Genomic DNA, 17,124 nt, shown 5'->3' on the forward strand with positions numbered 1-17,124 from the left:
ATAGAGAGAACTAACATTTGAGTGCTAGACTGTTGTTTATCATACTTTCATCAGTCTTCTTCTATGCAAAAAACCACTCTAAAAGCATTTGGCCTACCACTGTCTTTTTACCTATCAATAGTATTTGGCCTACTGGTAACCCAAAGCGTTTTCGCCGCTCCACCAAGTTCATTCTCCAAAGCAAAAAAAGAAGCCGTGAAGATTTATCTCGATCACCCGACTTCATTTTATTGTGGTTGTGACATTACTTGGAAAGACAAAAAGAAAGGTATCCCCGACCTCGACGGCTGTGGTTATCAAGTGAGAAAACAGCAAAAGCGCGCTTCCCGTATTGAGTGGGAACACGTGGTTCCAGCTTGGCAATTCGGCCACCAGCGTCAGTGCTGGCAAGATGGCGGACGTAAGAACTGCACTCGTAATGACAAAATATTTAAATCTATGGAAGCCGATCTCCATAACCTGACTCCGGCAATTGGCGAGGTTAACGGTGATCGCTCCAATTACAATTTCAGTCAGTGGAATGGAATGGATGGCGTGAGCTATGGTCAGTGTGAAATGCAGGTCAACTTCAAACAACGTAAGGTTATGCCGCCAGACAGAGCAAAAGGTTCTATCGCGCGTACTTATCTTTACATGAGCCAAGAGTATGGTTTCAAGCTATCTAAGCAGCAGACTAACCTAATGATGGCGTGGAACAAGCAATTCCCTGTCGATAAGTGGGAATGTACTCGTGATGAGCGAATCTATGCGATCCAAGGTAATCACAACCCATTTGTTTTCCCTGCTTGTAATTAACACGACTCAGGCAACCAACATCTCCAATAGCCTCCATCTCAAACAAGAGTTTCAGAATTGCCCCTGAAACTCTTGCTCTACCCTTGTTTTTTCAACTAAAAGCATCCATGTTAGGCAGAGACAAAATACCCAAATGACACTATTTATAGGTTTACCAGCATGAGAATCCCTCGTATCCATCACCCAGAACGCATTCATCAGTTAGGTTCACTCGCTTTAGGCGAAGATGCCGCGGGTCATGTTGGTCGAGTCCTTCGTATGAAAGAAGGTCAAGATGTTCTTCTATTTGATGGCAGTGGCGCTGAATTCCCTGCGACAATTGCTGAAGTATCAAAAAAGAACGTCACAGTTAATGTTACTGAACGTATCGAGCGTAGCAGCGAATCTCCGTTAGACTTACATTTAGGCCAAGTAATTTCACGTGGCGACAAAATGGAATTCACGATTCAGAAATCGGTTGAGCTTGGTGTGAACACCATTACCCCGCTGATATCAGAGCGCTGTGGCGTTAAGCTTGATACTAAACGCTTCGAGAAAAAGCTCGCGCAGTGGCAAAAGATTGCTATCGCAGCATGTGAACAGTCTGGCCGTAATACGGTTCCAGTTATTCGCCCTATCATGCAACTTGAAGAGTGGTGCAGCGAACCGAGTGAAGCGTTAAAGCTAAACCTGCATCCTCGTGCAAAATACTCAATTAATACCCTTCCAGAACCCATCAGTAAGGTACGCCTATTGATCGGTCCTGAAGGCGGACTGTCAGCTGAAGAAATCGGCATGACAGAACAATACAAATTTGAAGAGACGCTACTCGGCCCACGTGTACTTCGTACCGAGACAGCAGCTCTAACCGCAATTACTGCCTTACAAGTCCGTTTTGGCGATCTAGGCTAGGAGAAAAAAATGATCAAACTTGGCATCGTAATGGATCCAATTTCATCCATTAACATCAAAAAAGACTCTAGCTTTGCCATGATGCTTGAAGCTCAGCGTCGTGGTTACGAAATCCATTACATGGAAATGGATGATCTGCATTTAGATCAAGGCGTAGCCATTGCTGACACTAAGGTTGTTGAACTAAAAGAAGACCCAAACGGTTGGTACGAGTTCAAATCAGAACAGACTATCGCACTATCCGATTTAGATGCGGTACTGATGCGTAAAGATCCTCCGTTTGATACTGAGTACATCTACGCAACTTACATTCTTGAGCGTGCTGAAGAGAACGGTGCACTGATCGTCAACAAGCCACAAAGCCTACGTGACTGTAACGAGAAGTTGTTCACGGCTTGGTTCCCTGATCTGACACCAACCACTATCGTGACTCGTAAAGCTGAAAAAATTAAAGCATTCCGAGAAGAGCACGGTGACGTGATCCTAAAACCACTTGATGGCATGGGCGGCGCGTCTATCTTCCGAGTGAAAGAAGGCGATCCAAACGTATCCGTGATCATTGAGACCTTGACTAACCATGGTCAAAACTACGCAATGGCACAAACCTTTGTTCCAGACATCAGTAATGGTGATAAGCGTATTCTTGTCGTTGATGGTGAACCAATGCCTTACTGCCTAGCGCGTATTCCTGCTAAAGGGGAAACTCGAGGTAACCTTGCCGCTGGTGGTACAGGTGAAGCTCGTCCGCTAAGTGAAACCGATTGGGCTATCGCAAGAGCGGTTGCACCTGCACTAAAAGAAAAAGGCTTAATCTTTGTCGGACTTGATGTTATCGGCGATAAGCTGACTGAAATTAACGTGACAAGCCCTACTTGTATCCGTGAAATTGAAGCTGCTTTTGATATTTCGGTAACGGGCAAATTAATGGATGCAATCGAGCGTCGCGTTAACGCTAAATAGCCTAAACTAAAGAAAGCCTTAGCTATTCGAAAACACAGAAATATCTAGGCAAAGAACAATGAGCGGCTTTACGCCGCTCTTTTTCCTTTACTGGGAACACACTGGCAGGAGGCTCTATGAATTTAACGAACCACTTTCTGGTCGCTATGCCCGGAATGAAAGACCCATACTTTCAAAATTCGGTGATCTATCTTTGTGAGCACAATGACGAAGGTGCGATGGGTTTGATGATCAACGCTCCTATCGATGTCACTGTAGGCAGTATGCTTAAGCAAGTTGAGGTTGATTCTGAACAGCCGAAACCCAACCAAGCAAGCCTTAATAAGCCAGTACTTAATGGTGGGCCAGTCGCAGAAGATCGTGGGTTTATTTTGCACAAACCCAAAGGCAGTTATCAATCCAGCATCAACATGACGGATCAAATCTCGGTAACAACCTCGAAAGATATTCTGATGGTCTTAGGGACAGAAGATGAACCTATGCATTATCTGGTAGCACTTGGTTATGCAGGATGGGAACCAGGACAACTGGAAACCGAGCTAACTGAAAACTCATGGTTAACCGTTGAAGCCGATCCAAAAGTGATCTTCGACACGCCAATTTCGGATCGTTGGAAAGTTGCCGTGCAAATGTTAGGCATCAATGCGGCTCAGCTTTCAGCAGACGCTGGCCACGCCTAGCCCTACTCAGATCAATAAAATAAAATAAACAGACACTCTCAAACACAGATTAATTTGGAAGCCCCATGTCACGAACAATTATGGCATTTGACTACGGTACAAAAAGTATCGGCAGTGCGATAGGACAAGAAATCACAGGTACAGCAAGCCCTTTAAAAGCCTTTAAAGCGAAAGATGGCATCCCAAACTGGGACGATATCGAGAAGCAAATTAAGGAATGGCAGCCAAATCTTATTGTGGTTGGCCTTCCTACCGACCTTCATGGTAAAGATCTAGCAGCCATTACACCCAGAGCGAAGAAGTTCGCTAACCGTCTTAAAGGACGCTTTGGTGTGGATGTTGAATTGCATGATGAGAGACTTTCTACGACAGAAGCAAGGGCCGACCTTTTTGAAATGGGCGGCTACAAAGCACTAAGTAAAGGCAACGTTGATAATCAATCAGCTGTCGTTATTTTAGAAAGCTGGTTTGAAGCACAATATTCATAACGAAAATTAAGTGAACGAAATGTAACCTAACTTGTGATCCCACAAGAATTTCGCGTCGTAAAGACGTTGCAATTCAATCATAGGTAAGTGGGAGTTCACATGAAAATTTTTCTAGCAATCTCGCCGCTCTAGCAATATCAGCATGTAGTTCAATGGGTGGTGGCTCAGCGGGTTACACTGGCGAGTAATATCCGACTAAAATTAAATTAGAAAAAGAACGCGGCTACTCGAACGATAACAACAGCTTTGCAAACCACTAATTTATTCGCTTCACAAAAAAAACGCTTCTAGAGCGGGTTTTTTATTGGTTTTAAGATTAAGCACTAAGCACTAAGCACTAAGCACTAAGCACTAAGCACTAAGCACGGAATCTACCCCATATCTATCTTCACACCAGCCAAAGCACCAGTCCCGTAGTCATCATCACCACGTCTGGTTTTTAGCATCAAGCGCAAATCATTAGCCGAGTCGGCACTGTGGAACGCATCTTCTTCGCTGATCTTGCCTGCAACAACCAAATCATACAAAGCTTGGTCAAAGGTCTGCATACCAATCTCTTTCGATTTGGCCATAGTCGCTTTTAATTCATGTAACTCACCACGACGAATCAAGTCAGACACTCGTGGGCTATTGAGTAGAATCTCAAACACACCATGACGACCGCTGCCATTCTTATCACGGATTAATTGCTGAGCCACCACACCACGCAGATTCATCGACAAATCAAACAAGAACTGCTCTTTTTGTTCCTTCGGTACTAAGTGGAGAATACGTTCTAACGCTTGGTTCGCATTATTCGCGTGCAAGGTTGCCATACATAAGTGACCTGTTTCAGCAAAGGTCATCGCGTATTCCATGGTTTCACGGCTACGGATTTCGCCAATCAAGATCATATCTGGCGCTTGACGCAACGAGTTCTTAAGCGCAACTTCATAGCTCTCAGTGTCGAGCCCAACCTCACGTTGAGTCACGATACACTTTTTATGTTCGTGAACGAATTCAATCGGGTCTTCAACCGTCAAAATATGCCCCGAGCGGTTGGTATTACGATAGCCTGTCATTGCGGCCATTGAGGTTGATTTACCAGAGCCCGTCGCCCCAACCACCAGCACCAGCCCACGCTTTGCGATTGAAAGGTCTTGCAGTACATCAGGAAGCTTTAATTGCTCAAAGGTTGGGATGTTAGTCTCGATACGACGAATTACCGCTCCTGGTAGCTCTCGCTGAAAAAACGCACTGACACGAAAACGACCAAAATCACGCACAATAGCAAAGTTAGCCTCACGCGTTTTCTGATATTCATCGCGTCGATCTTGATCCATCATCGCGTCAAGCAACTGTGCGACCTGAGCCGAATTCAGCTTATCTCCCAGAGGTCGCAATTCACCATCCACACGAAACAGGATTGGCGCATCAACAGTGATATAAAGATCCGAAGCTTTTTGAGATAGCATCCCCTCAAGAATTTGATTCAATTCCATTTTGTTCACCTTGATTAAAACATTGAGGTTTCAATTTCGATCTTTTTCTCGACCTCTTCTGAATCAACCAAGCCTTGAGCCATCAGCTGCTTCGCATTTTGCTCCATTGTCTGCATACCGTGTGCTGCGCCCGTTTGAATAATCGAATACATCTGCGCGACCTTATCTTCACGAATCAAGTTTCTGATTGCAGGTGTCGCCATCATGATTTCATGACAAGCCACACGACCACCACCGACACGCTTTAACAGCTTCTGGGCAATCACCGAACGTAACGATTCAGACAACATTGAACGCACCATGTCTTTGTCGCTACCCGGGAATACATCGATAATACGGTCGATAGTTTTTGCCGCTGAGCTCGTGTGCAAAGTACCAAAAACTAAGTGACCAGTTTCAGCTGCGGTTAGCGCTAAGCTGATCGTCTCTTGGTCACGAAGCTCACCAACAAGGATTACGTCTGGATCTTCACGTAACGCACTACGCAACGCCGCTTTGAAGCTGTGGGTGTCGCGGTGTACTTCTCGTTGGTTGATTAGGCATTTGTTGTTGGTATGAACAAATTCGATCGGGTCTTCAATCGTCAATATATGCTTATTATGGTTACGGTTAACATAGTCCACCATCGCAGCCAAAGTGGTCGACTTACCTGAACCAGTGGGCCCTGTGACCAATACTAAACCTTTTTCGTAATTAGATATTCTTTCAAAGATCTCAGGAGCCCCTAGCTGTTCAAGGGTCGGAATCTCTACTGGAATGGTACGAAATACCGCAGAGCAGCCACGAGATTGGTTAAAAGCATTAACACGGAAACGACCAACGTTGGGTAATTCAAAAGAGAAGTCGACTTCCAGTTTTTCTTCGAACTCACCGCGTTGTGAATCACTCATGATCTCAAAAACCAAACGATGCACATCAGCATGACTCAAAGCTGGTATTCCAAGCTTCCTTACTTCACCATCTATACGTACCATTGGAGATACACCCGCAGAAAGATGTAGATCTGACGCGTTATGCTTTACACTAAAATCTAGTAACTCAGTGATATCCATTTATTTTCCCTTAAGTAAAGTCAGCTATGAGTAGTATTCAACAAAATATCGAACAAATCACCTCACAGATTCGCAGTGCTGAGCAAAAGTGCGGACGAGCTCCAGAGTCCGTGCAACTTTTGGCCGTCAGTAAAACTAAACCTATTGATGCGATTCTAGAAGCCGCACTCGGAGGCCAAGTTGCCTTTGGTGAAAACTATGTTCAAGAAGGTGTCGATAAAGTAAAACACTTTTCAGAACAACATTCTAACCTAAATTTGGAATGGCATTTTATTGGCCCAATTCAATCCAATAAAACCCGCCCAATCGCGGAAAGCTTCCAATGGGTGCATTCTGTCGATCGCGATAAGATCGCACAAAGGCTTAATGATCAACGTCCAAGCGAACTTCCGCCCCTGCAAGTCTTGATTCAAGTAAATACCAGCGGTGAAGAATCCAAGTCAGGAACTTCAGAAGAGACAGTTTTTGCCATCGCAGAGTTGATTTCGTCGCTTCCGAACCTCACTTTAAGAGGATTGATGTCGATTCCTGCAAACGTATCTGACTATCAATCTCAGCTTAAGGCATTTTCTCAACTGGCAGAGCTTCAACAAAAGCTCGCCGCGAAGTATTCAGACATTGATACCCTTTCTATGGGTATGAGTGGTGATATGGATGCCGCTGTTGAGGCTGGTAGCACCATGGTTCGTATTGGAACGGCTATCTTTGGTGCCCGAGATTACGCGAAGTAGCCGTAGTAAGTAACCAACGACAAGTACAAGTATTGATACCGCTTCGCTTTAACCGCGCAGCGACACGCTCAGGATTTTATATATGGAACATAAGAACATCGCCTTTATTGGGGCGGGAAACATGGTTCGCTCGATTGTAGCGGGCTTAGTAGCGAGTGGTTACCCAGCACAAAAGATTACTGCAACTGCACCTTCAGAAACCAGAAGGCTGCCGTTAGAACAAGAGTACGCCATCAATACCACCAGCGATAATATTGCCGCAGCAGAGCAAGCTGATGTTGTTGTGTTATCAGTGAAGCCACAAATGATGGCAGATGTATGTAAGCCCTTACAAAATATCGACTTCAGCAACAAACTGGTTATCTCAATTGCAGCAGGTATTAATGCGAATCGACTCAATGAGATGTTAAACTGCCAACTGAACCTAGTACGTGTAATGCCAAACACGCCGTCACTACTTGGTAAAGGGATGAGTGGCCTTTATGCTGACTCAACGGTTAGTCAGGGTGATAAAGAATTCGCTTCTCAGTTAATGCAAGCCGTAGGTGAAGTAAGCTGGGTTGAACAAGAGTCTGGCATCAACAACATCATTGCGGCGGCGGGTAGCGCTCCGGCATACTTCTTCTTGTTTATGGAAGCGATGCAAGCTGAAGCAATTAACCAAGGTTTTGACCAAGAAACCGCTCGTAAGTTAGTGCAGCAGTCTGCATTAGGTGCGGCAGAAATGGTGGTAGCGAATCCAAATACTGAGTTATCTACTCTACGTGAACAGGTGACTTCAAAAGGCGGGACGACCGCAGAAGCACTGCGCACGTTTAACGAACATCACCTATCAGACATCGTAGCAAAAGCCATGCAAGCGGCGGTTGCTCGAGCTGAAGAGATGGAAAAACTGTTTTAATACTAGTTACAGTACAAAAGCATTGTGTCGTTCGGGTTATACCTAAGCGGCAAGTAAATCCGAAAAAGGAAACAATATGAATTCGATGAGCTTTCTGATCTCGACCGTTTTTGATCTTTACATCATGGTTGTGATCTTGCGTATCTGGCTACAAGCATCACGTGCAGATTTCTACAACCCGTTCTCACAATTTATCGTAAAAGCGACACAACCGGTTGTTGCCCCACTACGCCGAGTTATTCCATCAATAGGCAGCCTTGACCTTGCGACTGTTGTTTTCGCTTATGTGCTGTGTGTACTTAAGTTCGTCGCTCTAAACTTGATTATCTCTGGCGGTGCGGCTGTATTTGATATTAGCTTCTTGATCTTTGGCGCACTATCTCTGCTCAAAGCGGCGGGTGGTTTAATTTTCTGGGTTCTACTAATCCGTGCAATCCTGAGCTGGGTTAGCCAAGGCCGTAGCCCAATCGAATACGTATTCCACCAGTTAACAGAACCAATGCTAACGCCAATTCGCCGTATCCTTCCTGATATGGGTGGCTTCGACCTAAGTGTGCTGGTTCTGTTCATTGTTCTGCAATTTGCGAACTTCCTAATGGGCGACATGATCGGTCCTATTTGGTATCAGCTATAATTCAAGTACGAACATCAGGTACTTTGACGATGCCAAAAGCAGTTTGGGCCGAAGAAGACGATATTCTTCTTAGGCTCTATATCCAACCCAAAGCAAGCAGAGACAAGATTGTCGGCTTGCACGGAGAGGAACTGAAAATTGCCATTACTGCACCACCGGTTGATGGCAAAGCAAATGCTCACTTAGCGAAATACCTTGCGAAACAATTTAAGGTCGCTAAAGGGCAAATTAAGATAGAAAAGGGAGAGCTCGGTCGGCATAAGCAAGTTCGAATATGCTCACCAAGCCAGATCCCAACTGAAGTCAAAGCCATCCTATGATGGCTTTTTGCTATTTATTGGAGTCATTATGCGTCTATGGATAACAGCACTACTCACCACTCTGATTGCCCTACCAAGCTCGGCAGGACAGTTTAAAAGTATCAAGGATGTCGAGGTTCATTACTCGGCTTTCAATTCCACGTTTTTAACGGCGCAGGTCGCTAAGCAATATAAGCTGAAACGAAACGGATACTCTGCGATTTTAAACATCAGCGTGCTAGACAACGCTTCCCTAGGTAAACCTGCGACAACGGCTAAAATTACGGGAACAGCGAGAAACCTGGTAGGTAACACTCGCACGCTTAACTTCCGTGAAATAAAGGAAGGCGATGCGATTTATTACCTCGCTGAATTTCCTATCACTCACGAAGAAAACATCACTTTTAATATCGATGTTAACGCAGGTTTGAAAGGCACAGGTCCACTGCGTTTCACACAAAAATTCTATATAGAAGAGTAGCTTCAAAGCTCACTTTTCTAGTCATTAACTTATTAGAGCCACATCCCTATGAGTAAGATTGTTTTAGCAACAGGCAACCAAGGCAAAGTTCGCGAGATGGCAGATATTCTGTCTGAGTTTGGTTTCGACGTTGTCGCGCAAAGTGAGTTTAATGTTTCAGAAGTCGCTGAAACGGGAACAACTTTCATTGAAAATGCCATCATCAAAGCTCGCCACGCTGCGAAAGAGACGGGGCTACCAGCCATCGCAGACGATTCTGGCTTAGAAGTTGATTACCTTAATGGTGCACCCGGTATCTACTCAGCGCGTTACTCAGGTGAAGGGGCGACTGATAAACAGAACATCGAAAAGCTGTTAGATGCTATGCAAGGTGTCGACGTTGAAAAACGCACGGCTCGTTTTCACTGTGTATTGGTGCTAATGCGTCACGAAAACGACCCGACGCCATTGGTATGTCACGGTAAATGGGAAGGTCGTATTCTTACTGAAGAGCACGGTGAGAATGGCTTTGGCTACGATCCTGTGTTCTTTGTACCAGAAGATAACTGCTCCTCAGCAGAGCTTGAATCGTCACGTAAGAAGCAATTATCACACCGTGGTAAAGCCCTCGCGTCATTATTTAAGACGCTCAAGGAGCAAGCTCTGTAATGCACAATGCAGCGCTTATACCACCAGCACTTAGCCTTTATGTACACATCCCATGGTGCGTACAAAAGTGCCCGTATTGTGATTTCAACTCACACGCTCTAAAAGCCGAGATCCCAGAAAAAGAGTACATCGATGCACTGCTTGAGGATCTTGATACTGATATCGAAAAGTACCAACTCAATGGCGCACCTCGCCCACTGCATTCGATCTTTATTGGTGGCGGTACCCCAAGCCTGTTTTCTCCTGAAGGAATTAGCCGATTGCTACAAGGCATTGAACAGCGCATCCCGTTCAAACCTGAAATAGAAATCACCATGGAAGCCAACCCAGGAACCATCGAAGCTGAGCGTTTTGCTGGTTACCAAAAGGCAGGAGTGAGTCGAATCTCGGTGGGTGTGCAAAGTTTTGAGCAAGAGAAACTGGAAAGGCTTGGCCGTATTCATGGTCAAGATGAAGCAGTGAATGCGGCTCATTTGGCGCATAAGATTGGGTTGAACAGCTTCAACTTAGATTTAATGCACGGCTTGCCCGATCAAAGCATTGATCAGGCCTTGGCTGATTTGGACAAAGCGATCGAGCTTGATCCTCCACATTTGTCTTGGTATCAACTAACAATAGAACCTAACACCATGTTCTATTACAAAACGCCAAAGCTACCTGACGATGATGACCTTTGGGATATCTTCGACTTAGGCCATAAGAAGCTCGCAGACGCAGGTTATGTACAGTACGAAATTTCAGGCTACAGCAAGCCGGGATATCAGTGTCAGCATAATCTCAACTACTGGCGCTTTGGTGACTACCTAGGTATTGGCTGTGGCTCTCATGGCAAGCTGAGCTTTGCAGATGGACGTATTGTTCGCACCACTAAGGTTAAACACCCTAGAGGCTACCTAGCAGCGTATCAGAATCTGGTGAAGCCCTATCTGTCGGATGAACTTGAAGTCCCTAATGAAGACCGCCCTTTTGAGTTCTTCATGAATCGCTTCAGGCTAATGGAAGCATGTCCAAAGCAAGATTTCATTGATACGACGGGGCTAGACTTTGACTCGATCCAGCCAACAATAGAGTGGGCCAAAGAGCTCGGTTATCTTAATGAAACCGACAGCCACTGGCAGATCACTGAAAAAGGAAAACTGTTCCTAAACGATTTGCTTGAAGCCTTTATGGCTGAAGAAGACGAATAGTTCGAGATTCGATAGATATGAAAAAGGGTTGTCGCTTTAACGCCAACCCTTTTTTCATTGTATTTACATTCAGATAAATCAGAAGATTGAGCGACCAATACGCTCAGAGAGTAATTCTAAAGCCTGAGTTCCTGCCAGTGAATTACCCGATGCATCCAACTCTGGAGACCACACCGCGATCGTCATTTCGCCAGGAACAATCGCAATAATCCCGCCACCGACGCCAGACTTTCCTGGCATACCAACACGATAAGCAAACTCTCCCGCCCCATCGTACAAACCACATGTCGCAAGCAAAGCATTCAGCTGTTTGGTTTGAACTGGCGTGATGATTTCTTTTTTAGTCTGAACCGACACGCCTTTGTTTGCCAAATAACTAAAGGTCTTCGCCAAGTCAACACAGGTCATTTTAAGCGCACAAGCATGAAAGTAATTGTTGAGTACGGGGATAACATCGTTCTCAAAATTACCAAATGAACGCATCAAATAAGCGATAGCAGCATTACGATCGCTGTGCATCATCTCAGAAGCGGCCACAACCTTGTCATACACAATATGTGTATCACCTGATAGCTGACGGACAAATTCTAGTAAACGGTGTCTTGGTGCTGACAGACGGCTTTGTAATAAGTCGGCAACGACAATCGCGCCAGCATTAATAAACGGGTTACGAGGGATGCCGTGCTCCATCTCAAGCTGAATCATCGAGTTAAAGGCTTGTCCTGAAGGCTCCTTACCTACTCGCTGCCATATCTCTTCAGGCTTATACAACACCATCGCCAACGTCAGGCTTAAAGCTTTAGAGATTGATTGCACAGAAAAGGCTTCATCGGCATCGCCAGCTTGAATAACTTCACCTTCATTGGTGTATACCGCAATCGCCAGCTTCTGGTTCGATACACGAGCCAATGCAGGAATATAATCTGCGACCTTTCCCTGACCAATTAAAGGGCGAACTTCATCTAAAATCTCGGCCAAAATAGCTTGAGTTGGTTTCATGTGTGCTTACTTCTTTATTGTTATTTTTGTAGGGGGTGTGACATTACTTTCTGTCCTTAAACCTTTATCGCAATAAAAGCCTAAGGACAAAAAAGCCAACATTACAATAATGTTGGCTTTAATCAATCCCATAAAGTGTAGGGTTTAATCCTAAGTCGGATTCACCTTCACTTAATTTGATTCAGAATTACTTAGTACGCTTGAACTTAATGTCCCAAACACCATGACCTAAACGGTGACCACGAGCTTCAAACTTAGTTAGCGGACGCTCATCTGGACGAGGAATGTAATCCCCATCTTCAGCGATATTCTTAAAGCCTGGAGCTACGTTCATCACTTCAATCATATGTTCTGCGTAGTTTTCCCAGTCTGTTGCCATATGGAAAATACCAGTATCAAGCTGCAGCTTACCGCGAACCATCTCTGCAAACTCAGCCTTAACAATACGACGTTTGTGGTGACGAGCTTTATGCCATGGGTCAGGGAAGAACAGTTGCAGTGTATGCAGGCTGCTATCTGGGATCATGTGCTCAAATACTTCTACTGCATCGTGACACATTACGCGTAAATTCGTTACACCCGCATCACGAGCTGTACCTAAACACGCACCAACACCTGGGCTATGAACTTCAATACCTAAGAAGTTTTTCTCAGGCGCATTCTTTGCCATTTCAACCAGTGATGCACCCATACCGAAGCCAATTTCTAGTACAACAGGGTTGTCGTTGCCAAACACTTCTTTCCAATTAAGAAGTTCTGGGTTGTAGTCGATACCCATTGTTGGCCAACATTCGTTCATCGCGTTTTCTTGGCCTTTTGTTAAGCGGCCTTCGCGGCGAACAAAACTACGGATCTTACGAACCAGTTTGCCGTCTTCAGTATATTCGTTAGTGGTCACTTCACTCATTGATTTTTGCCTGCACATTGATTAATCAAAGCGGGGATTATCCAAAGAATTGCCTCCGGTGCAAGTCTTTCCGTGGATAAATTCCCACACAATTTGTCTGTTTTACATCCAACCGTAAGTGTGGTGCAATTTCCCCCCTAATAATAGCAAAGCATAGAGCATGTCGTGACTCCTTTCGCAACCGCCATATTGAAGTGGTATGACGCCTTTGGGCGTAAAGAATTACCTTGGCAACAAAACAAAACCGCCTACACCGTTTGGCTATCTGAAATCATGCTTCAGCAGACTCAAGTCGCCACAGTGATTCCATACTACCAGCGCTTCTTAGAACGCTTTCCAACGGTTATTGACCTAGCGAACGCCGAGCAAGATGAGGTGCTGCACTTATGGACAGGGCTTGGCTATTACGCGCGAGCTCGTAACTTGCACAAGGCTGCCAAGATTGTTGCAGAGCAATATGGTGGTGAATTTCCGCTTTCTATCGAAGAGATGAACGCGCTACCGGGTATTGGGCGCTCTACTGCCGCTGCAGTGTTGTCATCGGTTCATAAACTCCCTCATGCAATCCTTGATGGCAACGTCAAGCGCACCTTAGCGAGAAGCTTCGCTGTAGAGGGTTGGCCAGGGCAAAAGAAAGTTGAAAATCAGCTGTGGGAACACGCAGAGGCACACACGCCCAATCAAGATGTTGATAAATACAACCAAGCAATGATGGATATGGGTGCGATGGTTTGTACTCGTAGTAAGCCTAAATGTACGTTGTGCCCGATTGAAAGCATGTGTGAGGCTAAGAAGCTCGATAGACAGCTTGATTTCCCAGGTAAAAAACCTAAGAAAGAAAAGCCAATAAAAGAAACATGGTTTGTGATTCTGTACCACGATAATCAAGTATGGCTCGAACAGCGCCCTCAATCTGGTATCTGGGGAGGACTATTCTGTTTCCCTCAAAATGAAAACGCAGAGATAGAACATCAGTTAGATCTTCGTTCGATCAAAGACAACGAAACCGATTCGACCAAGACCATGATTGCGTTTAGACATACTTTCAGCCACTACCACTTAGATATCACGCCTGTATTAGTAAAATTAGATAAACAACCAGATTTGATAATGGAAGGGACTAAAGGTCTCTGGTATAACTTATCAAAACCGGAAGAAATTGGCCTAGCCGCTCCTGTAAAGCAGCTTATTGAAAGCCTACCCTTTGAACTGAACGACGACGTTTGAATCAACGAACGCGATAAGAGGAACCACTATGAGCCGCACTGTATTTTGTGCTCGCCTTCAAAAAGATGCTGAAGGCCTAGATTTTCAACTTTACCCAGGTGACTTAGGTAAGCGTATCTTTGACAACATCTCTAAAGAAGCTTGGGGACAATGGCAAAGCAAGCAAACCATGCTTATCAATGAGAAGAAGCTAAACATGATGGATCCTGAACATCGTAAACTTCTTGAAACTGAGATGGTTAACTTCCTTTTCGAAGGTAAAGATGTCGTTATTGATGGCTACACTCCACCAAGCGAATAAGACATTTATTTAAGCAAATTTTAATGACATCATGGTTAACGCTGCGATGTCATTTTTGTATGAGGAACTATGAAAAAGCTAAGTTACTTCCTAACAGCCATGTTGTTAACTGGATGCAGTCGTGAATTTGTCGAAAGCATTTATGATGTTAATTACGAACCAACCAACCGATTTGTAAGTAATTTAGCGGAGCTACCCGGTCAGTTTGAAAAAGACACTGGGGCGTTAGATTCTTTAATTAATAGCTTTTCTGGCAACATCCAAAAACGTTGGGGCAGCAGTGAAGTAAAGATGGCAGGCAAGAGTAACTATGTGAAATACATAGATAATTACTTGAGTCGTTCAGAAGTAAACTTTAGCCAAGGCCTAATCACAGTTGAAACCGTCTCCTCAACGGATCCTAAAAAGCACCTCAAAAATGCGATAATGACGACACTTTTAACGCCGGATGATCCTGCGAATGTCGATCTATTCTCTTCCAAAAGCATCAAATTAGAAGGTCAACCTTTCCTCTATAACCAAGTCGTTGATCAAGATAAGAAGCCAATCCAATGGACATGGCGCGCTAATAAGTTTGCTGATTACCTGATCGCCAATAACTTAAAAACCAAGGAAGTCGACTTTAAAAAAGCGTATTACGTCGAAATTCCAATGGTGGCCGATCACGCCAGCAAACGAAGCTATAAGTACGCAGATATCGTTCGTCGCACATCTCAACGTTATGACATTCCTGAAGACTTGATTTACGCGATCATAAAGACAGAAAGTAGTTTTAACCCATACGCTGTGAGCTGGGCGAATGCTTATGGACTTATGCAGGTAGTCCCAAAAACCGCAGGTCGAGATGTCTTTAAGCTTGTCAAAAAGAAACCTGGAGAGCCGAGCCCTGAGTATTTATTCAATCCAGAAAACAACATTGATGCTGGAACTGCGTACTTTTACATCCTTAAAAATCGTTATTTGAAGGACGTGCAGCACCCAACCACACTCGAATACAGCATGATCTCAGCATACAACGGTGGCACTGGTGGGGTACTCAATACCTTCAGTAAGGACAGAAAGCGGGCAATGCGTGACTTAAATTCATTGCAACCTAGTCAAGCTTACTGGGCACTTACAAAGAAACACCCAAACAAAGAGTCGCGTCGATACTTAGAAAAAGTAACAAAATTCAAGAAAGATTTTAACCAAGGTAAAACGTAAGCCTCACTTTTGAATAAAAAAACAACTAACGAACGTTTTTTTTAATTATTTTCAAAAAAGGTGTTGACGGTTATGAAGAAAATCCGTTTAATAGCGCTCCGTTGCCCGGATAGCTCAGTCGGTAGAGCAGAGGATTGAAAATCCTCGTGTCGGTGGTTCGATTCCGCCTCCGGGCACCACAATTTGATTTGTTGGTGTCAATACTCTTTAACAGGGAGTAGCAACACGAACAAAAGCATAAAGAATTTAGTGTGCCGACTTAGCTCAGTAGGTAGAGCAACTGACTTGTAATCAGTAGGTCACCAGTTCGACTCCGGTAGTCGGCACCATTCTTTTGCCTCGATAGCTCAGTCGGTAGAGCAGCGGATTGAAAATCCGCGTGTCGGTGGTTCGATTCCGCCTCGAGGCACCATTATTTGGTTCTTAACAAATAATGGTCTTTATAGACCTGATGTTGAGACAAGTAATTCCCCTTTAGTTCAGTTGGTAGAACGGCGGACTGTTAATCCGTATGTCGCAAGTTCAAGTCTTGCAAGGGGAGCCATTTTAAAGAACTTCATTTTATATGAGGTTTTAATTAGAGAGTTTACTCTCTAAAGCAAAGAATTTAGTGTGCCGACTTAGCTCAGTAGGTAGAGCAACTGACTTGTAATCAGTAGGTCACCAGTTCGACTCCGGTAGTCGGCACCATTCTTTTGCCTCGATAGCTCAGTCGGTAGAGCAGCGGATTGAAAATCCGCGTGTCGGTGGTTCGATTCCGCCTCGAGGCACCATTATTTGGTTCTTAACAAATAATGGTCTTTATAGACCTGATGTTGAGACAAGTAATTCCCCTTTAGTTCAGTTGGTAGAACGGCGGACTGTTAATCCGTATGTCGCAAGTTCAAGTCTTGCAAGGGGAGCCACATTCAAGAAAGCCAAGTCGAAAGACTTGGCTTTTTTTCGTTTGAACAAAAGCTAGCTCTATTCAGTATTGCGGCCAGCTCAACATTAAGCCCTAATCATCCCCATAAAGTTAAAGATATCCCCCTTTCCTATCTCAACAGCACCGATCCTTGAATTCGTTCAAACTCTCTCGATGCAAACTCTGAAATTAAGCATCTTTAGCCGCTTATCATCACATAAAAACAAACAACATGGTGACCTGTTACTTTTTTTGCTTCGTAAATTTAATCTTCATCATGTTTTGATATCTTTCTGATATCTGCCTTACACGACTTAGATTAAGATTCGATGAATTATATCTAATACTAATTATT

General features: G+C 44.4%; 19 protein-coding genes and 7 tRNA genes. 22 read left to right on the forward strand and 4 right to left on the reverse strand.

Translation table 11 applies throughout. The features are described 5' to 3' along the window. Window positions 1-63 precede the first annotated feature (63 nt). The 5 genes from IHV80_RS13980 to ruvX all read left to right on the forward strand — a co-directional run bounded on the left by IHV80_RS13980 (window position 64) and on the right by ruvX (window position 3,814). A complete protein-coding gene (locus IHV80_RS13980; RefSeq protein ID WP_192889432.1) occupies window positions 64-795 on the forward strand; it encodes an endonuclease in 732 nt (243 codons plus the stop codon). 159 nt (window positions 796-954) lie between these two features. Continuing rightward, complete coding sequence (gene rsmE, locus IHV80_RS13985; RefSeq protein WP_017077778.1) at window positions 955-1,686, forward strand: 16S rRNA (uracil(1498)-N(3))-methyltransferase; 732 nt, start codon at window positions 955-957, stop codon at window positions 1,684-1,686. Between the two features lie 9 nt (window positions 1,687-1,695). Continuing rightward, complete coding sequence (gene gshB, locus IHV80_RS13990) at window positions 1,696-2,646, forward strand: glutathione synthase (protein ID WP_192889433.1); 951 nt, start codon at window positions 1,696-1,698, stop codon at window positions 2,644-2,646. 116 nt (window positions 2,647-2,762) lie between these two features. Further along, window positions 2,763-3,326: a YqgE/AlgH family protein gene (locus IHV80_RS13995; RefSeq protein WP_192889434.1), complete on the forward strand. Its 564-nt coding sequence runs from the start codon at window positions 2,763-2,765 to the stop codon at window positions 3,324-3,326. A 65-nt stretch (window positions 3,327-3,391) separates the two neighbouring features. Next, the gene (gene ruvX / locus IHV80_RS14000) at window positions 3,392-3,814 is read left to right on the forward strand and encodes a Holliday junction resolvase RuvX (protein ID WP_004735480.1); all 423 of its coding nucleotides are present in this window, start codon (window positions 3,392-3,394) and stop codon (window positions 3,812-3,814) included. Window positions 3,815-4,185: 371 nt separating this feature from the next. Here the strand turns inward: ruvX and IHV80_RS14005 are convergent, their stop codons facing one another. Together IHV80_RS14005 and IHV80_RS14010 are read right to left on the reverse strand one after the other, a co-directional pair. Beyond that, window positions 4,186-5,295: a PilT/PilU family type 4a pilus ATPase gene (locus tag IHV80_RS14005; RefSeq protein WP_192889435.1), complete on the reverse strand. Its 1,110-nt coding sequence runs from the start codon at window positions 5,293-5,295 to the stop codon at window positions 4,186-4,188. A 14-nt stretch (window positions 5,296-5,309) separates the two neighbouring features. Continuing rightward, complete coding sequence (locus IHV80_RS14010) at window positions 5,310-6,347, reverse strand: type IV pilus twitching motility protein PilT (protein WP_004735478.1); 1,038 nt, start codon at window positions 6,345-6,347, stop codon at window positions 5,310-5,312. A gap of 26 nt (window positions 6,348-6,373) precedes the next feature. Here IHV80_RS14010 and IHV80_RS14015 point away from each other — a divergent pair, with 26 nt between their 5' ends. The 7 genes from IHV80_RS14015 (at window position 6,374) to hemW (ending at window position 11,228) form a co-directional block, all read left to right on the forward strand. Next, on the forward strand, window positions 6,374-7,078 hold the full coding sequence (locus tag IHV80_RS14015) for a YggS family pyridoxal phosphate-dependent enzyme (RefSeq protein WP_192889436.1): 705 nt from the start codon (window positions 6,374-6,376) through the stop codon (window positions 7,076-7,078). Window positions 7,079-7,160: 82 nt separating this feature from the next. Then, window positions 7,161-7,979, forward strand: coding sequence for a pyrroline-5-carboxylate reductase (gene proC, locus IHV80_RS14020; protein ID WP_192889437.1), 819 nt, complete (start codon window positions 7,161-7,163; stop codon window positions 7,977-7,979). Window positions 7,980-8,055: 76 nt separating this feature from the next. Then, a complete protein-coding gene (locus IHV80_RS14025) occupies window positions 8,056-8,613 on the forward strand; it encodes a YggT family protein (RefSeq protein WP_004735475.1) in 558 nt (185 codons plus the stop codon). A gap of 29 nt (window positions 8,614-8,642) precedes the next feature. Beyond that, window positions 8,643-8,933 (forward strand): DUF167 family protein YggU, encoded by a 291-nt coding sequence (gene yggU, locus IHV80_RS14030; protein WP_009847703.1) that lies wholly within the window; start codon window positions 8,643-8,645, stop codon window positions 8,931-8,933. A 28-nt stretch (window positions 8,934-8,961) separates the two neighbouring features. Continuing rightward, a complete protein-coding gene (locus IHV80_RS14035) occupies window positions 8,962-9,393 on the forward strand; it encodes a DUF4426 domain-containing protein (protein WP_192889438.1) in 432 nt (143 codons plus the stop codon). A gap of 48 nt (window positions 9,394-9,441) precedes the next feature. Then, window positions 9,442-10,041, forward strand: coding sequence for an XTP/dITP diphosphatase (locus IHV80_RS14040; RefSeq protein WP_192889439.1), 600 nt, complete (start codon window positions 9,442-9,444; stop codon window positions 10,039-10,041). Continuing rightward, complete coding sequence (gene hemW / locus IHV80_RS14045; RefSeq protein WP_192889440.1) at window positions 10,041-11,228, forward strand: radical SAM family heme chaperone HemW; 1,188 nt, start codon at window positions 10,041-10,043, stop codon at window positions 11,226-11,228. Before IHV80_RS14040 ends, hemW begins: the two co-directional genes overlap by 1 nt. Before the next feature lie 78 nt (window positions 11,229-11,306). Here hemW and glsB read toward each other — a convergent pair whose 3' ends face one another. Beyond that, a complete protein-coding gene (gene glsB, locus IHV80_RS14050; protein ID WP_009847707.1) occupies window positions 11,307-12,227 on the reverse strand; it encodes a glutaminase B in 921 nt (306 codons plus the stop codon). A 187-nt stretch (window positions 12,228-12,414) separates the two neighbouring features. Further along, on the reverse strand, window positions 12,415-13,134 hold the full coding sequence (gene trmB / locus IHV80_RS14055; RefSeq protein WP_029222028.1) for a tRNA (guanosine(46)-N7)-methyltransferase TrmB: 720 nt from the start codon (window positions 13,132-13,134) through the stop codon (window positions 12,415-12,417). Window positions 13,135-13,299: 165 nt separating this feature from the next. Here trmB and mutY point away from each other — a divergent pair, with 165 nt between their 5' ends. From mutY to IHV80_RS14105, 10 genes are all read left to right on the forward strand, one after another. Continuing rightward, window positions 13,300-14,361 carry an A/G-specific adenine glycosylase gene (mutY, locus tag IHV80_RS14060; protein WP_192889441.1) on the forward strand — a complete coding sequence of 354 codons (1,062 nt, stop codon included), beginning with the start codon at window positions 13,300-13,302 and terminating at the stop codon, window positions 14,359-14,361. Window positions 14,362-14,389: 28 nt separating this feature from the next. Then, complete coding sequence (locus IHV80_RS14065; protein ID WP_004735465.1) at window positions 14,390-14,662, forward strand: oxidative damage protection protein; 273 nt, start codon at window positions 14,390-14,392, stop codon at window positions 14,660-14,662. Between the two features lie 69 nt (window positions 14,663-14,731). After that, window positions 14,732-15,865 carry a membrane-bound lytic murein transglycosylase MltC gene (gene mltC / locus IHV80_RS14070; RefSeq protein WP_192889442.1) on the forward strand — a complete coding sequence of 378 codons (1,134 nt, stop codon included), beginning with the start codon at window positions 14,732-14,734 and terminating at the stop codon, window positions 15,863-15,865. A 103-nt stretch (window positions 15,866-15,968) separates the two neighbouring features. After that, window positions 15,969-16,044, forward strand: a tRNA-Phe gene (locus IHV80_RS14075). 74 nt (window positions 16,045-16,118) lie between these two features. Beyond that, window positions 16,119-16,194 (forward strand) — tRNA-Thr (locus IHV80_RS14080). Between the two features lie 7 nt (window positions 16,195-16,201). Next, window positions 16,202-16,277: transfer RNA gene (locus tag IHV80_RS14085), tRNA-Phe, on the forward strand. Window positions 16,278-16,333: 56 nt separating this feature from the next. Continuing rightward, a tRNA-Asn gene (locus IHV80_RS14090) sits at window positions 16,334-16,409 on the forward strand. A gap of 70 nt (window positions 16,410-16,479) precedes the next feature. Next, window positions 16,480-16,555: transfer RNA gene (locus tag IHV80_RS14095), tRNA-Thr, on the forward strand. Between the two features lie 7 nt (window positions 16,556-16,562). Beyond that, window positions 16,563-16,638: transfer RNA gene (locus tag IHV80_RS14100), tRNA-Phe, on the forward strand. Between the two features lie 56 nt (window positions 16,639-16,694). Further along, window positions 16,695-16,770: transfer RNA gene (locus IHV80_RS14105), tRNA-Asn, on the forward strand. Window positions 16,771-17,124: the final 354 nt, after the last annotated feature.

The sequence above is a fragment of the Vibrio bathopelagicus genome (genome assembly GCF_014879975.1).
Classification (GTDB): Bacteria; Pseudomonadota; Gammaproteobacteria; order Enterobacterales; family Vibrionaceae; genus Vibrio; species Vibrio bathopelagicus.